An 18711-nucleotide genomic window follows, 5' to 3' on the forward strand; every position below is an offset into this window, starting at 1 on the left:
CCACCTAAATAACATCCTTTAAAAATACCTTACTGTCTCCTGGTACCATAATCGTTGTAATTTCAACACCTTTGTTTAATAATTCTTTAAAAGCTGATTCTTCAGACTCGTTTATACTCACAGTGGGTCTAATATGCCGGGTACCCTCTCTAACAGACATGTTCCCTACATTAATATTAGTAATGTCTAATCCCATATTAATTAAGTTTAGCGCATCCACAGGGCTCTTCATTACAATCAATACTTTTTGCCCTTTATATTTACCACTGTTTATATTATCAACAGCTTTTTGTTTTGTGATTATAGAAGTGGAAACATTTGGAGGGGCTGCCATTCGTAATACTGTCTTTTGTACATCATTATTCGCCACTTCATCGTTAATGACCATAATTCTTGTCGCTCCAAGCTCATTAGTCCATTGTGTTGCTACTTGGCCATGAATTAACCGGTCATCTATTCGTACATGAATTATTCCTTCCATTATTACCATCTCCTAAACTTATTTTAAAATACCTAAAACATATAAAATAACTGATATAGCCATAATTAATAAAATAATATAAATCGGCTTTACTTTCTTTCCTAACAAATAATAAACTGCAAAAACAAGAACTGCTGGAATTAGTCCTGGCATAATTTGGTCTAATATTTCATTGCCAGTCATTTTTAATGAACCTTGCTTGAACGTAAATCCTATATTCGATTTGATTGCTGTTGGAATTAATGCCCCAACGACCATTAATCCTAAAACAGAGATGCTTTCAGTAATTGCTTTTAATTTAGTCTCAATTGAACTAAGTAGGCTAGTTCCTGACTTAAGGCCACCTTTGAATAATGGAATACCTAGTACTTTTAATATCCAAGTTACTATAAGCCAGATTGCAATCCCTACCATGCTACCATCTAATGCCATATTTGCCGCAATAGCACCAAATATAGTCCATGGAATAACAACAAATACACTGTCCCCTAGCCCAGCCAGTGGTCCCATTAGCCCTGTTTTTAAAGCAGCAATAGTATCAATTGAACTAGCCTTCTCAACTTCCTCTATCCCAATATTGACACCCATAACATAAGGCGCAACATATGGGTTAGTATTAAAAAATTGCAAGTGTGTTTTGACAGCCTTTTGTAGTCCATCTGGATCGTCTTTATAATTCTCCTTCAGGAAAGGCATTAAGGAGTAACAATAAGACATTCCCATCATTTTTTCATAGTTTAATGACGCACCACCGTTTAACATCCATCTAAACAATACTCTATTTTTAGTTTTTTTACTTACTTGTTCACTCATCTTCATCCATTCCTCCTGCTGTTTGTGTCATAGAAATTTCTGAACTATTCTTCTTAAATAGAATTAATGCTATTGCTGCACCTGCTAAAGCAACTCCTAAAATAGGCATATTTAAATATACTGCACCTACAAATCCTATAATAAGATAACCAAAATATGCCTTGACTGGTAAATATCTTAATAATAGGCCAATCCCTAGAGCTGGCAATAATCCACCTGCTACAGTTAATCCTCCTGTTAACCAATCTGGAATGTATTCAATTATTTTACCAACTACTGTGGGTCCAACAATTACTGTTAATAAAACTGGGATTCCTGACGTTAACATTGTATTGAATACACCACAAAGATGCATCAATTCAACTTTTTTATAGTTTCGCTGATCTGCGTACGATTCTGCTTTATTTTGGAAATAAATATTAGTAGTCCATTTAAGTACATCTAGTTGAACCATCAACATAGCAACTGGGATCGCTAAAGTTATACCTATTGAGGCATTTTGACCTGTCGTTATGGCAATATACGTTCCCACAAGTGATGCTGTTTGATAATCAGGAACAGAAGCTCCACCAAAACTCGAAATACCCAGTGTCATGAGTTGTAATGTTCCACCAATATATAATCCTGTTGTAATGTCACCTAATATGGCACCAACTATCAAACCAGCCGTAACGGGTTGAGATGTCCCTATCATTGTTCCATTCTTATCATAGTTAATAAAAAATCCATATATTACGATTAGTGCTATTTGCCAAAACTGTACATCCATAATCTTTTCCTCCTTGTTTGCTTTATACATTATATTAAGCAAATTAGATGCCAACTTTTATTTCTTACTAAATTGCTTAAATTTAGGGCTTTACACGTAAAAAAGCTAGTGTTTTTTTCCCGTCAACACTAGCTTTTTTCTATAAACACTATTAGTTTAAGCTCAAAATAGTCTGTATATATTCATATTCTTTATCTGGAATTACTATATTATACTTTTCTTTTATTGGTTGGAAGATACTATCAGCTTTTTTCAAAAAGTTGATAGTATCTTCAGAATAATAATTGTTCTTGATTTCTTTTGAAGAGTCTCCAATTAGTATACGCTCAATCATTGATGAGAGATGTAAAAATAAATTAATACGTATAAAATTTTCTAATTTTATATCAAATGATTGTTCTAAACTTGAGATAACTATCTCAATCTCATTTATAACCATATCAGGATTTAAAAATCTCAGTCTTTCACTTGCGCCCTCAATGGAAAATAATTTTATTATATCTTTAGTGATATTATCTAGCTGATCAATTGTATATATTTCATTGAGTTTATTCAATGAATCTGAACCATTCACTATATGCTCCAAATTAAAGCATTGGATACCGGGAATATTAATACTAGTAGTACAGACAATTGCACTCGTATTTTTAAAGGAATTAATATTGGATTTCTTTTCTAGGTCTAAAATCCTGTCAAAATCCAGAGTGATTATTTCCAATGGATTCTCTGTTTTTTGCGACACAAAAATATCTTTCACTTTTCTAGATATTCCTTCTCCAGACATACACGAAATAACAATATTGTTTAGTTGAGATAACCCTTCAAAATATTGTGGACGAATATTAAATTCACTGTAGTCTATGGAAGTGTAATAGTCCATTGGCTTATTCTGTAATAAAGAAAATCCTAAGTGTAACGCTACTGAAGTAGAAATGTTATTTAAAATTAATAAATCACCTGAAACATTATCCTTGATTTCCTCGTACATCTTCTCCAATGACCCCATATCAACTAATAATAGCAATCCATCTCGTGTATCTCTATCCGTAACATAATCATTTACTAATTTAACTATCTCTTGAGTATCAACTTGCATGGGCATATCAATGGCGTCAAAAACATAATCTCCTATTAAGTTATTTAATTCTAAAGCCATATTCGATGCAATACTATTTCCATGCATGACAATTAATGCATTTTTTTTACTTTTTATTGGCTTAGCATATTTTAAATACTCTAACATCATTCGTTTCATTTCATAGTTTTTTTCTTTCAAATGTAAACAATTTAATACATATTCTATTATTTGATTATACTTTTCATATGTTTGGGACAATCCTTTTAATTTTTCATCTTCTATCCCACTAAAAACAGTTATAATATATGCAATATCTTCAATATGATCTATTGAAAAAAGAATACCAAATTTATTTCTATTCAATAAGCTATTTTTCAAAGAAGATACATTTGCATAGTAATCACTAAATAAAAGACTGAAGTCATTTTTTATGTTTGAAGAGTACTTCAATATTTTTAAATCAAAATTACTAAAATCTTTATCATATGAATTTAAAAGAGGTATATTTTTATAACCAGATGTAAATGATATATGTAACATATCAGTCAGTATCGTTTTACTATCAAAAGGGACTTTTATAAATTCCAAATCTTTATTTTCGTTATATGATGTTGCACAATACACTTTCACTTTATTTTGTATGGCCCCTACATTTCCATCTAAATTTAGATCAATTAGTTTTTGAAACAACTCCGGTTCAATATAAATATCTTTTGCTATTCTTTCTGACTCAGATTTGAAAAATTGAAAGACTAGCTCTATTCTCTCTTTCCTAGTTCTTTCTGTGAAATCTGGTATAGTAATTTCTAATGGAATACGTCTTCTAAAGGTTTTTAATAATTTCTGATCAATATCTTCCGTAGTAGCTAGTATTAGACGAATATCAACCGAATGCCAATGTTCATCATCACCTAATTGTCTGTATCTTTTCTGGTCAATTAATAAAAATAATTTTTCTTGGTTTTCTTGTGATAGGTTATGTACTTCATCTAAGAAAAGATATCCTTTATCAGCAAGTTTGAGTAATCCCAGTTTATTCTCATCAGCTCCAGTATATGCTCCTTTAACATGTCCAAATAACATAGAGGATAATAGCTCTGGATTATTAGCATAATCAGCACAGTTGAGAGTAACAAAAGGAGCATTTTTTTCTAATATTTTACTATTCTTAGCATATTTATATATCAACTTGGCAATCATACTTTTCCCCACACCACTATTTCCCTTTAGTATGATTGGAATACCATTGGGTGGATAATTAGCAGAGGCTTTACATTGTTTTAAAATATGTGCCAGACTACCATCGTTACCAACTAATTGACTAAATGCATCCTCTTCTTCATCATACCAAAACACCACGGGCCTCGAGTTGCTTTTTTTTAGGTATCCCTCATTGACTAATTGATTTAAATAATTCGATGACATACTTCTAGAAACCATTAATATAGCTGAAAATTCATTGGTATCAAACATTTGTTTAGGCTGAAAGTTTTTTTGTACTATATCAAATAAATTCGTTAGTTTTTTCATCTTATCACCTCTTAAAATTTTCAAACACTCATAAATATTGGAACATATTTTTAACATAATATATGATTTTATCAAAAAAATCACTATACTAAAAATTAAAAATAGTAATTAATATTCACTCATGAGTTACAGTGAAAAAATTTTCAAAATGGCTCTAGAATAAGTTTGTCGATAAAACAAAAAGTGTAACTTATGAGTATACCCAAAAGTAACACTCTTGTTTCATTAATTATTTTTATTTTAGGCAATTGCTTCTAAATATCGATTAGCTCGAATAATGACAGATTCATAAAAATAGCTATTTACTTCATCATACCAAAAAACTCTAAAACCCACTAAAATGTTTTCATTAGAATAAACGGTTTTTAAGTTATTTACTCTTTTGTATTCCTCATTCAATTTTGATATATCTTTAGCTAAAACATCAGACAGTACATTTAAATTTGTATCATAAACTACTTTATCAAAAGGCATTGAAAAAGTATTTCTAATTAATATGAACATATCTTCTTGTTTAGAAGGATCATCTACAGTATTAATATAATTAATATCATCTAATAAACTACGAAATTTTTCTTTATGAATTTCGTCTATAACTTGCTTGCTAATTACCTTATTTTCTTTCATTAATTTACTCTCCGTTCTCGACTATTTAAAATGGTAAATCATCATCCGAAATATCAATTTGTGACCCACTAAATGGATCAGAATTGCTTGCAGCTGGCGCTTGATTAGAATTTTTAAAATTATTTGGATTTTGAGAACGTTGCCCTGTTGAGTTTCGAGGCTCTAACATTTGAAAATTCTCTACTAACACTTCAGTTACGAAAACCTTTTGTCCTTGTTGATTGTCATAATTACGAGTTTGAATGCGACCAGTAATACCCATGAGTGAGCCTTTTTTGGCAAAGTTAGCTATATTCTCTGCCTGTTTACGCCAAATGACGCAATTAATAAAATCAACTTCACGATTCCCACTTTGGTTCGTAAAATTGTGATTCACAGCCAAGGTAAAAGTCGCTACGGCAAGTCCAGTATTGGTATATCTTAAATCAGGGTCTTTGGTTAAACGACCCACCAAAACTACCTTGTTGATCCTGCTGTCAAATCCTTATACTTTGATTTTTTTTTGCAAAATTGCTTCAGTTAAAGTTTTAGAAAAGTTCAAGTGCAAATCTGAGCCTAATTTATCCGCCCATCGTGGAATAGTTAAAGTTTTTTTTATAGAATCATTACTACCAAGATAGTCTGATAAATCAACAGCCACCATTGAAATAAAAGATTTTTCAGAGTCGTAAACTAAAGTAAAATGAAGGTAGAGGGAAATTTTTAGGACTGTTTGAGCGGCAAAACTTAGTGGGCATGATTTATTATTCTGAGTATCAAGGAACCATTTATATTTTCTATTTTGCAATTGATCAACAGCTCCAGTCTCACGGATATGGAAAAATCATGCTAGATTATATGTTTGAAACCTTTCAGCAGCACAAAATTATCTTACTTGTTGAAAAAATTAATTCGAAGGCTGAAAACAATGAACAGCGAATTAGAAGAAAAAAGTTCTATCTTAAAAATGGCTTTACCAGCAATCAGCAATTCTTACAAACTTTGGGACTTAATTTTGAGTTAATCCATCGCGAAGGAAATACCGCATATGTGGCTGACTATCAAAAAATTCGAGAATATTTTTACAGTGCTGCAAAAAATGATTAAAACATTAGCTAAGGTTTATTAAATTCCCTTCAAAAAAATGACTCTCACATAGCCAATACCAAACGATTCATTTAGTAATTTTTTTCACAAAATTACCACTCTTGAATTAGCCTTTTTGAATTGACTAAACTCCGTAAAATAATCTCAAAACATCTTATTGAATTGATCAACAAATCTGATATAATTCCTATTGTATAAATAAAAATACAAAATAAAATAGTTACAAAATTAAGAAGTAGGCCATTTTATGACCTACTTTAAATTTATATACATTTGTCAGAATTATTTGACATTAAAAAAGGGGGAAGTTTTATTGGAGAAGGAAAAACATTTAGAAAGTCTCGCTACAACAGAGACTAAGTTCAATCGGGAATTAGGCATTTTTGGTGGTGTTAGTATCATCGGAGGAATCATGATTGGTTCCGGTATTTTTTATTTGGGTTCGTATGTTTTACAACGGACAGGTATGAGTTTAGGTCTAGCTTTGCTTGCTTGGATTGTCGGTGGGTTAGTCACTTTATTGGCTGGTTTGTGTTATGCAGAATTAGGCGTAAGTATGCCTCGTGCGGGAGGTTCAACCGTTTACTTAACAGAAGCTTTTCATCCAGCTGTTGGATTTTTGAGAGGTTTTACTGATTGGTTGATTGGTGGTCCAGGTTCTATTGCGGCGATGGCAATTGCATTACCGACAGCCATGAGAAGTTTTTGGACTATCTCTGATATGCAAATTAAACTGATTGCAACCGCTCTAATCATTATACTGACTGTTTATAATTTATTTGGAATTAAACAAGGCGCTTTCTTACAAAATATTTCAATGGTCGCTAAATTAATTCCAATTTTGGTTATTTTGTTTGCTGCCTTATTCTTAGGTAGAGAAAGTCCAGATTTATCACTAACTCCTGTCACAAATCCTGATGCTTCTTTTTCTAGCATTATCGGCATGATTGCTTTTGCAACAGTTGCCAGTCTATGGGCATACGAAGGTTGGACCAATCTGAATTCCATGACTGAAGAAATGAAAAATCCTAAGAAAAATTTGCCAAAATCATTAATTATCGGCATTGGTGGCATAACTGTTTTGTATACCTTATTTAATTTTGCTATTTATAAAGTGTTACCTTACGATGTGATTGTCAATAATATTGCTGATGGAAACCTATATTTAGGCACAGAAGCTGCCATTAGTGTTTTAGGAAACTGGGGCGGTATTATTGTATCTTTAGGGATGGTTTTAGCTATGTTTGGTGGCTTGAATGGCTTAACAATTGCCCAACCTCGAATGTATTATGCAATGGCTGTTGAAGGACATTTTTTCAAGTCCTTTGCGAAGTTACATCCAAAATATAAAGTACCTACTGCTGCTATGTTGGCACAAATGGTCCTATCGATAGTACTAGTTTTTTCACGTAATTTAGATCAATTAACCTCTTTGGTTGTATTTACAGCAATGCTATATAACTTATTAACAATTATTGCTGTATGGGTAATGAGAAAAAGATTCCCAGAGTTACAAAGACCTTATCGAGTGGCTGGTTATCCATGGACCGTCTTGATCACAGCTATTTTATTTATTGGATTACTAATCAACACTTTTACAGAAGATATCCAAAATGCTCTTTTAGGCATGATTGTTCAAGTGATTGGGATTTTAGTTTATTGGTATTTCGATCGACAACTTAAAAGAAAGAAGGCTTAAGCTATGCGTAAATTACTAGTCGGCGGCAAATTTTATATTAATAGAGATAAATTTGCTGAAGCAGTATACATTGAAAATGATAAAATTATGGCTGTGGGCACCACCAATTATTTAAAAACATTGCCTTATGATGAAATAATTGATTTAACTGGAAAGACAATTTTACCTGGTTTGAATGATTCACATTGTCACATTTCCAGCGTCGGTGCAGCTTACTTACAAGTTGACTTATCTGATTGTCATTCAATTGATGAAATCATAGCCTTGACTAAATCTTTTATCGCTGATAATCCTGAGCTCACTAAGCACGGTGTAAGAACTATGGGTTGGAATCAAGATTTATTCACTTCAGGCGAGAAAAGATTACTAAATCTTCAGGACGTTAATCAAATCTCAACTGAAATCCCTGTTATTCTAGAGCGTGTTTGTGGTCATATTTGTGCTGTTAATTCTAAAGCATTAGCTCTGAAAAACATTACAAAAGATACACCGGCACCTCGTGGTGGAACGATCGAATTAGATGAGAATGGCCAACCAAATGGTATTTTAACTGAAAATGCTGTTCAGTGGATTGAAGAAGTCATTCCAAATTATACCCCTGAAGAAAAAGTGAGCTTCATGGCTCAAGCATTAAATTATGCTGCCAGTGTTGGTCTCACTAGCGTCCAATCAAACGATGTCGCTGCTCCAAACACTTACGGAGACTTTCAATCAATCCGTGCTATTTATGAACAACAATTAACTAAAGTACGTTATCGTCATCAAATTTGTGCCTATTCTCCAGAAGAAATGGATTTCATCCTAAATAAAGAAGCATTAGAGCCAATTTATCAGGGAGGATTTTTAGCATTAGGTCCAATTAAAATGTTTAAGGATGGTAGTCTTGGAGCTAAAACCGCTATGATGCGTGACGGTTACATTGACGAACCGGATAATCATGGCGTTTGTGCTTTAGAATATGATTTACAAGTTGATTTGGTTAAGGCAGCTAGTCAACACGGATTGCAGGTGGTTACACATGTTATTGGTAATGGAGCCATTGCTGAAACTATCTCAGCTTATCAAACCGGATTTATCGATGGAAAAAATAAATTGCGTCATGCTTTGATTCATTGTCAAATTACTGATCAAGCATTGCTAAATGAAATCGCCCAGCAAGATATTGCTGTCTTTTTCCAACCCATATTTTTGGATTATGACATGCAAATTCTTGAAGATCGTGTTGGGCAAGAACTAGCTAGTACTTCCTATGCTTTTAAAACCTTGGAAAATCTTGGTGTGCATATTGGTTATGGTACAGATGCTCCTGTTGAAGATTTAAATCCTTTTCCTAATATTTATGCCGCAGTCGCCCGCAAAAATAAAAATAATGAACCCGTTGACGGATTCTATCCAAAAGAATGTGTTGATCTTTATACTGCCATTGATGCATATACTATTGGCTCCAGCTATCTGGAATTTAAAGAGGATGAAAAAGGACGAATTGCAGAGAACTATTTAGCAGATTTTACGGTTTTAGATGAAGATATATTCAATATTCCGCTGGAAAAAATAAAAGATATTCAACCAAGAATGACTATTATTGGTGGAGACATTGTTTTTGAGCGTGAGTAATTTCTAAGCTTTACAAAGATAAAAACATCATTAAGAGGGATCGGAAACTTTTTTAAAAGAGTTTCAGTTCCCTCTTGTTATACTTTTTTACTCACTTCCAAAACCTCATTTTACTGATAGTTACAAACATACAACCATAAAAAAATTGTTTCTTGAATAGAAGTCCGGTTTTTATCTTTTATTTTGCTCTTGTAAAGGGCCCTTTTGGTGCAATTAATTCCAAATTTGTACCATCTGGGTCAGTAAAATAAGCAACTCCTGTTCCAAAACCAGCTTTCAACCCATCCTGTGCTTCAAAATAAATCGGCTCACCTTCTGGCTCAATATCAATTTCTTTTAAGCGAGCCATTGCAGCTAGTAAATCCTCTACTTCAAAACACATATGCATAGCGCTAATTTGATCATTTGAATAGTTGGCGCGACTAGATTGAGGTGTGACATATTCTAAAAGATCGATGTTCACATTTCCTAATTGCAAATTCGCATACTTAATTAACGTATCTTTTAGTCCTTGTGACTGAGCCATCCGCTCGCCGCCAATTTGATCTTGATTGGCAATTTTTTTCCCCGTTAAAGCTTCATAAAATATAATTGATTTTTCTAAATTACTGACGGTGATCCCGATGTGATTCACCAGTGAAAAACCTTGATTCATCATTTTATCCTCTCCTTTTTTATTAAAAATCAAATGTCATTGGATCAGGACCACTACGTAATCCTTCATCTAACTGATTTAGCTTTTCGATATCTTCAAGTTCTATATTAAAATCAAAGATTGCTGCATTATTTTTCATACGCTCTTGATGAATTGATTTCACTACAAGTAAAATTTCCTGTTGTACATCCCAACGCAAGATAATCTGTGCTGGTGATTGACCATATTTTTGAGCCAATTCAACGATTAGCGGATGATCAAGTAACTGACCTTGCATCAAGGGTGACCACGCTTGAATTTTAATCTTGTTTTCTGCAGCAAAATCACGCAGTTCTGTCTGTGCCAATTTAGGATGCAATTCAATTTGATTAATCACCGGCACAACTTTTGCGAAAGATAACAAATTCTTTAAATGGGAAATTTCAAAGTTACTCACACCAATGGCCTTAATTTTCCCTTCAGCATATAAATCTTCCAATGCTAACCAAGATTCTTTATATGCATCCTTTCCTGGCCAATGTATCAGAAATAAATCTAAATAATCTAACTGTAATTTTTCCAAAGACTCTACAAAAGATTGCTTCGTTTCTTCATAAGTTAAACGCGCATTCCAGACTTTCGAAGTTACAAATAAGTCTTCGCGTTTTAAACCAGTGGCCGCTAGTCCAGCTTTAATTCCTGCTCCTGTGCCTTTTTCATTGCCATAAATTTGTGCGGTATCAATCAGACGATAGCCATTTACTATTCCGTTTTTTACTACTTCCGCCGTTTCTTGATCAAAAATTTGAAAAACACCTAAACCCAATCCTGGAATTTTAATACCATTATTTAATTCAACTGTATCTGATAATTTTTGAATCATGTCATTTCCTCCTTGCTGAATACAGGAATTAATATATAATGAGAGTATATTTTTGTATAGTACGCACTTTAAAGTGATATACGCACTAAAAAGTTCCTATTGTGAAATGAAAGGATTTAAATAGATGATGACCAGCGAAAAAATTTACAATATAGGTGTAGAAGCCACTATGGAAGCCATTGGTGGAAAATGGAAACCTATTATTTTGTGTAACTTGCGCCACGGTGCTTTGCGAACGAGTGAATTAAAAAAGAAAATTCCCGGCATTAGCCAAAAAATGCTGACCCAACAATTAAGAGAATTAGAAGAAGTTGAGATCATAAACCGTAAAGTCTATAACCAAGTGCCTCCAAAAGTAGAATATTCATTAAGTGAATACGGCGAAACTTTGGGCACCGTATTAGACAATTTGTGTAATTGGGGAGAAATGCACATCAATACTTTACAAAATCAAGGTAAAGCTGTTCGCTTAATTTGTGACTAGTTAAACCTGTCTAAATTGGCAGGTTTTTTTAGTTTATATTATCTGCGAGAACAATCATTCGCCAATAATTTCAATCCATAGTAAGATAACAATTGTTATACATAATAAAAATTTCGAATAAAAAGGAGGAAATACATATGAAAAAAATTGGATTTTTGAGTTTTGGTCATTGGATGGATCGTGGTTCATTGGTTAAAACGGCTAGTGAAGCTTATCTACAATCGATTGATTTAGCTGTTGAAGCTGAAAAAATTGGTGTGGATGGTGCTTGGTTCCGGGTGCATCATTTTGCACCGCAAATTGGGTCACCTTTTCCATTACTTTCTGCAATTGGCGCTAAAACCAGTACAATTGAAATTGGTACTGGCTTGATTGATATGCGTTATGAAAATCCTTATTACATGGCAGAAAATGCTGGTTTGACAGATGTTATTACTGAAGGTAGAGTGCAATTAGGTGTAGGGCGTGGGTCACCTGAGCAAGTTTTAGATGGCTGGAATTATTTTGGTTACGACTACAGTGAAGAGGAAATTAAAGACATTGCTCGTCAACGTACTTTAGACTTTTTGAAAATTATCGAAGGCAAACCTTTTGCCGAACCAAATCCAATGCCGATGTTTCCCCAAGACCCGGGAAAATTACGAATTGAACCTTATTCAGAAGGATTAGACAAACGCATTTGGTGGGGAGCTGGTTCACAAGAAACTGCCATTTGGGCAGCGCAACATGGAATGAATTTGCAATCTTCTACTCTAGTCAATCATGAATCTAATGAACCTTTCCACATTCAACAAGCCAAACAATTACGGGCTTATAAAGAGGCCTGGAAAAAAGCGGGACATGATTTTGAACCACGTACTCTGGTGACTCGTTCAATCCAACCGATTACGACTGATTTAGATCTCAAATTATTTGGCCGTGACAGTGAACAAGAAGATCAAGTTGGCTTCTTAGCTTATCATCAAAATCCATCCATTTTCGGACGCACCTTTTCTGGTGAGCCGGAAAAAATTGTAAAAGATCTGGCTGAAGATGAAGCAATTAAAGAAGCTGATACTGTATTAGTAACCATTCCTAATACTTTGGGAGTCGAATATAATCTTCATTTACTAAATACTATTGTAAAAGACATCGCACCTGATTTAGGTTGGCGTTAAACAATGATAAATCTCACTCAATCTTGGGTGAGATTTTTATTTTTACAATTTTTTTTAGCCTAAATAAAAATAATTTTACGAAAGCGTTGACATTGGTAGTTATATACCTTAAACTTTTTTTAAATACCAAAAAATATTTTAGCAAGAGAAAGGAATTATTTATGACCAAAGACAACGTAGTATTAGCAAGAAACACTCAAGAGGCACCAATCGACAAATTTGCTTCACAGTCAGTAGCTTTTTCTCATTACAACAATCTTTCCGCTCAATTACCGATTGATCCTCAATCTGGCAAATTAGTAGCTGGTGGTATCACGAAACAAGCTGAACAAGCATTTAAAAATGTTGCTGCCATTGTTCAAAGTATCGATCATGTGATGAGCGACGTCGTTCGTTTAACTATTTTTGTTAAAGATTTAAGAGATTTAGATGCAGTTGATGCAGTCTATAAAAAATATTTCGCTAATTACCTACCTACTCGAACTGTTGTAGCAGTTGACGCATTACCGTTAGATGCCTTAGTTCAAGTAGAGGCGCTACTTTCAAATGGCGAAGGCACTATTCCAAACGCACCACAAGCAGGTGATTTAATTAAATTAACGAATCACACTGAAAATGCCCCAGCTGATGTATTGTCTAGTCAAATTGTTGCTTTTTCTCATTACACAAATCTCTCTGCACAATTACCAATTGATCCAGAAACAGGTCGGATAGTAGCTGGTGACATCAAAGTTCAGACAGCTCAAAGTTTGAAAAATATTAAATCAATTTTAACTAGCGTAGATGTTCCGGTAGACGATATTGTTAAAATTACTATTTTCGTAAAAGACTTAAGCCAAATGCCAGCAGTTGATGAAGTGTATAAAACTTTCTTCCCAGATTCAGCTATTGCTAGAACGGTTGCTTATGTACCAGCACGGACAGTTGCTGTAGTCAGTGATCTACCGATGGGTGCAGATGTTCAAATTGAAGCGGTGGTTTCTTACGGTGATGGCACACCGCCACAAGCAATTGAAGATCGCCATGGTTTAATTTTAGAAGCCAACAATACAAATGACGCTTGGAAATGTCCATTGGCTACGCAATCAGTTGCTTTTTCTCATTACAATAATATTGCTGCTCAATTGCCAATTGCACCAAATACAGACGATGTTGTCTCTGGCGGTATCAAAGCACAAACTGAACAGTGTCTGAAAAATATTAAAGCTGTCATCGAAAGCGTCGACCACGTGATGGCTGATACTGTGAAAATCAATATTTTCGTAAAAAATCTTGCAGATATGGATGCTGTTAATGAAGTGTATCAAAACTTCTTCCCAGAAGGCACACCTGCTCGCCGAGTAGTCGGTGTTAGTGAATTACCAAAAGGTGCTTTGATTCAGATGGATGCAATTGTTGGAAATGCTGAAGGCACACCGCCATTGGTTTAGAATTTATCTACTTCTAAAAAAAATTAAGAGGCATCTTATTCAGAGATAGAATAAGATGCCTCTTTTTAGTTGGTATTTATCAAAATAATTTCGACTTTATGGCAAAGTAATGACCTCTTCTGTTTCAGCATCGAAAAAGTGTGCTTTATTCATATTAAAAGCCAACTCAATCATCTCACCTGGTTTATGGAAATCACGAGCGTCTACTTTAGACACAAATTCTGTCGCACCTGTTTTGGTATACAACATTGATTCGGCTCCAAGTAACTCAGAAACCACGACTTCTGTTTTTACCACTGATTCTGGCGAAGCATCAATCACGACTTGTTCACTTTGAATAGCTTCTGGTCGAATACCAAAAATTAAGGATTTACCTTCATAACCTTTTTCTTTTAAAATTTTATTTTTTCCTTCTGGGATACGCAAATGCAAACCCTGTTCGTCATTAATGAATCCCGCTTTTAAATTAACCGAAAAGAAATTCATTGCCGGTGAGCCAATGAAACCAGCTACAAAAACATTTTTAGGTGTATTGTAAACTTCTTGTGGTGTGCCAACTTGTTGAATAATACCATCTCGCATAATCACAATTCGATCAGCCATTGTCATCGCTTCAGTTTGATCATGGGTGACATAGATAGTGGTCGTTCCCAAACGTTGATGAAGTTTGGCAATTTCAGCACGCATTGACACACGCAATTTAGCATCTAAATTTGATAAAGGTTCGTCCATTAAGAAAACTTTCGCATCTCGGACAATAGCACGACCTAAAGCGACCCGCTGACGTTGCCCACCAGACATGGCAGCTGGTTTTTTCGCTAAATATTCAGTCAATCCCAGAATTTCAGCGGCATTTTCCACACGTTTTTTAATTTCTTCTTTATTATATTTTCGCAATTTCAAACCAAAAGCCATGTTATCAAAAACAGTCATATGAGGATACAGAGCATAGTTTTGAAAAACCATGGCAATATCACGGTCTTTGGGTGCAGCATCATTCACCACTAAATCACCAATCATTAATTTTCCTTCGGTAATATCTTCTAAACCAGCTATCATTCGTAAGGTGGTCGACTTACCACAACCTGATGGTCCGACAAAAACAATAAATTCCTGATCATTGATTTGCAAATTAAAATCTTTTACGGTGGACTCGGTTGCCCCATCATATTTTTTATAAATATGTTCCAAAGTTAACTGTGTCATTGTCTATTTCCTTTCTTAACCAGTCGTTTTCTAGCGCTAAATTGAAAGTGTCTGTCCATTTTGATAAATCATAAACTCTCTTGTCGACAAATCAGCTATTAATTTAACTTGCTGCGTTTGTGTTCTATTTTGACGAATAATTTCAATTTTTTGATCTGTTGGAGTTTCGACGGTAATGGTTCCATTCAAATCAAAGGCGTCATCAGTATTGCGAAATGCCAATAATTTCAATAATTTTTGCACAACTGGTCGCTGTACTTCAGTAGAAATTTCATTTAAATCATAATAATGACGATTAATATTTCGACCTTCTTTGGTTGCTTCTAACAAGGCGATATCATTTTTACCTGCCAACAAACCGACATAATAAATTTGTGGAATTCCTGGGGCAAAAATCTGTAATGCTCGTGCTAATAAATAACTGTCATCTTGTTCGCCTAATGCACTGTAATAAGTACTATTGATTTGATAAATATCTAAATTATTGTAACTGGCCGAAGAATAGATTTTTTTAACGTTGGCGCCGACCTCGTAAAGCTTCTCAGAAGTATAATTTAATTCCTGATCCGTCAATAAATCTTTGGCATCTACTACGCCAATTCCATCATGAGTATCGAGCGTTGTAAATTGTTTCATTGGACTTTGTCTCAACCAAGCCGCTAATCTTTCTGATTTACCACTATAGATCCCATGTAACACTAACATTGGCAACGCAAAATCATAAATGAAATAATCGTGTTGGGCAATTTTAAACTGAATCGAATAATGTTCATGAATTTCTGGCAACAACTCAATCTGGTATTTGTGTGCTTCTTGCCGCACTTCTGCTAATAATTCCCAAATATCTGGTTCTACAAAGAAATCATTGGTATCCAATTTTTTTATAGCATATGCAAATGCGTCCAAGCGAATGATCGAACAGCCATGACTGGCCATGTCTTGAATCGTTTGACGAATAAATTGTTTCGTCACTTCTCTGGTTACATCTAAATCAATTTGTTCTTCACCAAAAGTATTCCAAACCTCTTCCACGCTACCATCTGCAAAATGAACCGCCTGAAAAGGTGCTTTATCTTTACGTTTGTAAATCAAATCAATGTCAGCTTCTGTCGGTCGATTTTCAGGAAAGAATTGATTGATTCGAATAAACATCTCTTTATATTTAGAATCTTCATGCTTATTTTTAAAGTCTTGGAAAAAAATTGATTCTCGAGAAATATGGTTGATCATAAAATCAAACATCAAGTAATACTTTTCCCCTAGTGCTTCAATTTCTTCCCAAGTTCCAAAACTTTCATCTACCACGGTATAATCTCTAGGTGCAAAACCACGATCACCAGTTGAAGGGAAAAATGGCAATAAATGAATTCCGCCAATCGCTTCAGCTAAATACTTGTCCATTACTTGCTCAAGTTCACTTAAATTTTTTCCCAGGCTATCTGCATAGGTAATCAATATTGCTTTATTTTCAATCGCCATTATTTTGACTCCTCTGACTTTTTACCTAACACTAGACTCCCGTAAGGCACCAGCTTTATTTGTTCTAGATTAGTTTGATAAGCTTGATTTCCAATTAATAATTCATAGCTTCCATCTAATTTGACGGTTTGATGATTCGCTGAAAAGTTAACAATAACTAATACTTCTTCCTCAGCTGTACTACGTTTATAGGCAATAATTTCTTCTTGCGGAACTTCGTAAGGAACAACTTCACCAAAAATAATTGCCTCTTGGTACGGTCCTGCTTGACGGCGCAGTGCGATTAATTTTTGATAAAAGGCTAAAACTGACTGGTCATCGTTTAATTCTGCCTCTACATTAATCGTTTGGTAATTTGAATTGACTTTTATCCATGTTTGCTCGGCCTCAGAAAATCCAGCATTTTTTTGATCGGACCATTGCATCGGTGTGCGGTTATTATCACGACTCCGTAGATACATGCCTTCAAAAGCTTCTTCAGGACTCATACCAGAAAGCATTGCTCGACGATATTGGTCGTGGGTGGCAATATCATCATAATCACTCATCTCGTCCATCCGAATATTGGTCATACCGATTTCTTGTCCTTGATAAATAAAGGGTGTGCCTTGCAGCATCATGAATAATGTAGCCAGCATTTTTTTACTGTGATCATTTTGATATTCATTAGGTAAATATTTATTGATTGAACGTGGCTGGTCATGATTTTCTAAATATTTTGCCCCCCAACCAAATTTTTGAGTCGTTAATTCATTTTGTAAAATATTTTCTTTTAATTCTTTAACAGTCCAATTACTTTGTAAAAACCATTCTCCTGTTTCAGGAACATCGATATCGGTATAGCTAAAATCAAAAATCATTCGAAAATAACCATCTTCACCAATATAACGACTCAATTGATCTTCTGGTACATCAGCTTCAGCAACTGTCAGCGCATTATATTTTCTGAAAGTTCGTTGGTCAATTTCCGCTAACCATTCTTCAATCCCTGGTTGGTTCAAAATCCAATGACCGATAAAGGCTAACCCATCTTCACCGTCAACCGGTAATTGTCCATACTCAATTCTTTTTTTCAGATTTAAAATAGCATCGATTCGAAAGCCACCTAAACCTTTTTCTAACCACCAGTTAATCATATTGATACATTCTTCTCGTACTTCGGGATTTTCCCAATTTAAATCTGGTTGTTTTTTTGAAAAAGCATGTAAGTAAAACATATTTTCTTCATTTGGAACTTTTTCCCAAGCAGAACCACCAAAATAAGATCGCCAATTATTAGGGGCTTGTCCATCAATCCCTTTTCGGAAAATATAATAATCCCGATATTTACTGTTTGGATCAGTTAGAGCTTCTTGGAACCACGCATGTTCATCCGAAGTATGATTAACCACTAAATCCATTAAAATTTTAATTCCTCTTGCATCAGCTTGTTCGATCAATTGATCCATGTCTTGATTGGTACCAAACATTGGATCAATTTGATAATAATCGGCAATATCATAGCCGCCATCATCCATCGGTGACTGGTAAACCGGACAAAGCCAGATAACATTCACGCCTAATTCTTGAAAATAATCTAGATTGCTAATAATTCCTTGAAGATCACCTACACCATCACCATTTTGATCCATAAAGCTACGGGGATAGATTTGATAGACAATCGATTTTTTCCACCATTCTTTTTCATTCATATCAATTCGAGTGAAATTTGCTTGTTTGAAAGTTTGCATTTCAGTCATAA

Annotated in this window: 17 protein-coding genes and 1 pseudogene; 6 read left to right on the top strand and 12 right to left on the bottom strand. The window is 34.3% G+C overall.

Annotated features, from left to right (window positions below; genetic code table 11):
* Positions 1-4 precede the first annotated feature (4 nt).
* The 7 genes and pseudogenes from ID741_RS03300 to ID741_RS03330 form a co-directional block, all read right to left on the bottom strand.
* Positions 5-481: a PTS system mannose/fructose/N-acetylgalactosamine-transporter subunit IIB gene (locus tag ID741_RS03300; protein ID WP_438719032.1), complete on the bottom strand. Its 477-nt coding sequence runs from the start codon at positions 479-481 to the stop codon at positions 5-7.
* 18 nt (positions 482-499) lie between these two features.
* A complete protein-coding gene (locus tag ID741_RS03305) occupies positions 500-1294 on the bottom strand; it encodes a PTS system mannose/fructose/sorbose family transporter subunit IID (protein ID WP_438720441.1) in 795 nt (264 codons plus the stop codon).
* Positions 1287-2063, bottom strand: coding sequence for a PTS mannose/fructose/sorbose/N-acetylgalactosamine transporter subunit IIC (locus ID741_RS03310; protein WP_438719033.1), 777 nt, complete (start codon positions 2061-2063; stop codon positions 1287-1289). The genes ID741_RS03305 and ID741_RS03310 overlap by 8 nt, the downstream gene beginning before the upstream one ends.
* A 151-nt stretch (positions 2064-2214) precedes the next feature.
* Positions 2215-4671 carry a sigma 54-interacting transcriptional regulator gene (locus ID741_RS03315; protein ID WP_438719034.1) on the bottom strand — a complete coding sequence of 819 codons (2457 nt, stop codon included), beginning with the start codon at positions 4669-4671 and terminating at the stop codon, positions 2215-2217.
* Between the two features lie 240 nt (positions 4672-4911).
* Positions 4912-5298 carry a hypothetical protein gene (locus ID741_RS03320; RefSeq protein ID WP_438719035.1) on the bottom strand — a complete coding sequence of 129 codons (387 nt, stop codon included), beginning with the start codon at positions 5296-5298 and terminating at the stop codon, positions 4912-4914.
* A 25-nt stretch (positions 5299-5323) separates the two neighbouring features.
* On the bottom strand, positions 5324-5767 hold the full coding sequence (ssb, locus tag ID741_RS03325; RefSeq protein ID WP_438720442.1) for a single-stranded DNA-binding protein: 444 nt from the start codon (positions 5765-5767) through the stop codon (positions 5324-5326).
* A 15-nt stretch (positions 5768-5782) separates the two neighbouring features.
* Positions 5783-5980, bottom strand: a pseudogene (locus tag ID741_RS03330) (type II toxin-antitoxin system HicB family antitoxin); the annotation flags it as partial.
* A 53-nt stretch (positions 5981-6033) separates the two neighbouring features.
* On the opposite strand from ID741_RS03330, the gene ID741_RS03335 reads away from it, so the two are divergent.
* The 3 genes from ID741_RS03335 (at position 6034) to ID741_RS03345 (ending at position 9697) form a co-directional block, all read left to right on the top strand.
* A complete protein-coding gene (locus tag ID741_RS03335; protein ID WP_438719036.1) occupies positions 6034-6384 on the top strand; it encodes a GNAT family N-acetyltransferase in 351 nt (116 codons plus the stop codon).
* Between the two features lie 313 nt (positions 6385-6697).
* The gene (locus ID741_RS03340; protein WP_218327076.1) at positions 6698-8083 is read left to right on the top strand and encodes an APC family permease; all 1386 of its coding nucleotides are present in this window, start codon (positions 6698-6700) and stop codon (positions 8081-8083) included.
* Between the two features lie 3 nt (positions 8084-8086).
* Positions 8087-9697: an amidohydrolase gene (locus ID741_RS03345; protein WP_438719037.1), complete on the top strand. Its 1611-nt coding sequence runs from the start codon at positions 8087-8089 to the stop codon at positions 9695-9697.
* Positions 9698-9875: 178 nt separating this feature from the next.
* Here the strand turns inward: ID741_RS03345 and ID741_RS03350 are convergent, their stop codons facing one another.
* Together ID741_RS03350 and ID741_RS03355 are read right to left on the bottom strand one after the other, a co-directional pair.
* Entirely contained in the window at positions 9876-10352 is a 477-nt protein-coding gene (locus ID741_RS03350; protein WP_438720443.1) for a VOC family protein, read from the bottom strand.
* Between the two features lie 22 nt (positions 10353-10374).
* The gene (locus ID741_RS03355; protein ID WP_438719038.1) at positions 10375-11214 is read right to left on the bottom strand and encodes an aldo/keto reductase; all 840 of its coding nucleotides are present in this window, start codon (positions 11212-11214) and stop codon (positions 10375-10377) included.
* 127 nt (positions 11215-11341) lie between these two features.
* Between ID741_RS03355 and ID741_RS03360 the strand changes: the two genes are divergently transcribed.
* The 3 genes from ID741_RS03360 (at position 11342) to ID741_RS03370 (ending at position 14285) form a co-directional block, all read left to right on the top strand.
* Positions 11342-11698 (top strand): winged helix-turn-helix transcriptional regulator, encoded by a 357-nt coding sequence (locus tag ID741_RS03360; RefSeq protein WP_218327161.1) that lies wholly within the window; start codon positions 11342-11344, stop codon positions 11696-11698.
* Positions 11699-11835: 137 nt separating this feature from the next.
* Positions 11836-12855 carry an LLM class flavin-dependent oxidoreductase gene (locus ID741_RS03365; protein ID WP_438719039.1) on the top strand — a complete coding sequence of 340 codons (1020 nt, stop codon included), beginning with the start codon at positions 11836-11838 and terminating at the stop codon, positions 12853-12855.
* Positions 12856-13016: 161 nt separating this feature from the next.
* Entirely contained in the window at positions 13017-14285 is a 1269-nt protein-coding gene (locus ID741_RS03370) for a Rid family hydrolase (RefSeq protein WP_438719040.1), read from the top strand.
* 96 nt (positions 14286-14381) lie between these two features.
* On the opposite strand, the gene ID741_RS03375 is transcribed toward ID741_RS03370, so the two are convergent.
* From ID741_RS03375 to ID741_RS03385, 3 genes are read right to left on the bottom strand one after another with little or no spacing between them, the layout of a single operon-like run.
* Positions 14382-15491 carry an ABC transporter ATP-binding protein gene (locus tag ID741_RS03375; RefSeq protein ID WP_218327081.1) on the bottom strand — a complete coding sequence of 370 codons (1110 nt, stop codon included), beginning with the start codon at positions 15489-15491 and terminating at the stop codon, positions 14382-14384.
* 36 nt (positions 15492-15527) lie between these two features.
* On the bottom strand, positions 15528-16970 hold the full coding sequence (gene gtfA / locus ID741_RS03380) for a sucrose phosphorylase (RefSeq protein ID WP_438719042.1): 1443 nt from the start codon (positions 16968-16970) through the stop codon (positions 15528-15530).
* Positions 16970-18709 (bottom strand): glycoside hydrolase family 13 protein, encoded by a 1740-nt coding sequence (locus ID741_RS03385; RefSeq protein ID WP_438719043.1) that lies wholly within the window; start codon positions 18707-18709, stop codon positions 16970-16972. Before ID741_RS03385 ends, gtfA begins: the two co-directional genes overlap by 1 nt.
* Positions 18710-18711 lie beyond the last annotated feature (2 nt).

Origin of the sequence: Enterococcus sp. AZ103 (assembly GCF_051714685.1) — a bacterium.
In the GTDB taxonomy this organism is placed as follows: Bacteria; Bacillota; Bacilli; order Lactobacillales; family Enterococcaceae; genus Enterococcus_A; species Enterococcus_A alishanensis.

Bases quoted from the DNA above. Each gene is read 5' to 3' on its own strand.
- ID741_RS03300 (WP_438719032.1), bottom strand. From the start codon at position 481: ATGGAAGGAATAATTCATGTACGAATAGATGACCGGTTAATTCATGGC.
- ID741_RS03305 (WP_438720441.1), bottom strand. From the start codon at position 1,294: ATGAGTGAACAAGTAAGTAAAAAAACTAAAAATAGAGTATTGTTTAGA.
- ID741_RS03310 (WP_438719033.1), bottom strand. From the start codon at position 2,063: ATGGATGTACAGTTTTGGCAAATAGCACTAATCGTAATATATGGATTT.
- ID741_RS03315 (WP_438719034.1), bottom strand. From the start codon at position 4,671: ATGAAAAAACTAACGAATTTATTTGATATAGTACAAAAAAACTTTCAG.
- ID741_RS03320 (WP_438719035.1), bottom strand. From the start codon at position 5,298: ATGAAAGAAAATAAGGTAATTAGCAAGCAAGTTATAGACGAAATTCAT.
- ID741_RS03335 (WP_438719036.1), top strand. From the start codon at position 6,034: ATGATTTATTATTCTGAGTATCAAGGAACCATTTATATTTTCTATTTT.
- ID741_RS03345 (WP_438719037.1), top strand. From the start codon at position 8,087: ATGCGTAAATTACTAGTCGGCGGCAAATTTTATATTAATAGAGATAAA.
- ID741_RS03350 (WP_438720443.1), bottom strand. From the start codon at position 10,352: ATGAATCAAGGTTTTTCACTGGTGAATCACATCGGGATCACCGTCAGT.
- ID741_RS03355 (WP_438719038.1), bottom strand. From the start codon at position 11,214: ATGATTCAAAAATTATCAGATACAGTTGAATTAAATAATGGTATTAAA.
- ID741_RS03360 (WP_218327161.1), top strand. From the start codon at position 11,342: ATGACCAGCGAAAAAATTTACAATATAGGTGTAGAAGCCACTATGGAA.
- ID741_RS03365 (WP_438719039.1), top strand. From the start codon at position 11,836: ATGAAAAAAATTGGATTTTTGAGTTTTGGTCATTGGATGGATCGTGGT.
- ID741_RS03370 (WP_438719040.1), top strand. From the start codon at position 13,017: ATGACCAAAGACAACGTAGTATTAGCAAGAAACACTCAAGAGGCACCA.
- ID741_RS03375 (WP_218327081.1), bottom strand. From the start codon at position 15,491: ATGACACAGTTAACTTTGGAACATATTTATAAAAAATATGATGGGGCA.
- gtfA (WP_438719042.1), bottom strand. From the start codon at position 16,970: ATGGCGATTGAAAATAAAGCAATATTGATTACCTATGCAGATAGCCTG.
- ID741_RS03385 (WP_438719043.1), bottom strand. From the start codon at position 18,709: ATGACTGAAATGCAAACTTTCAAACAAGCAAATTTCACTCGAATTGAT.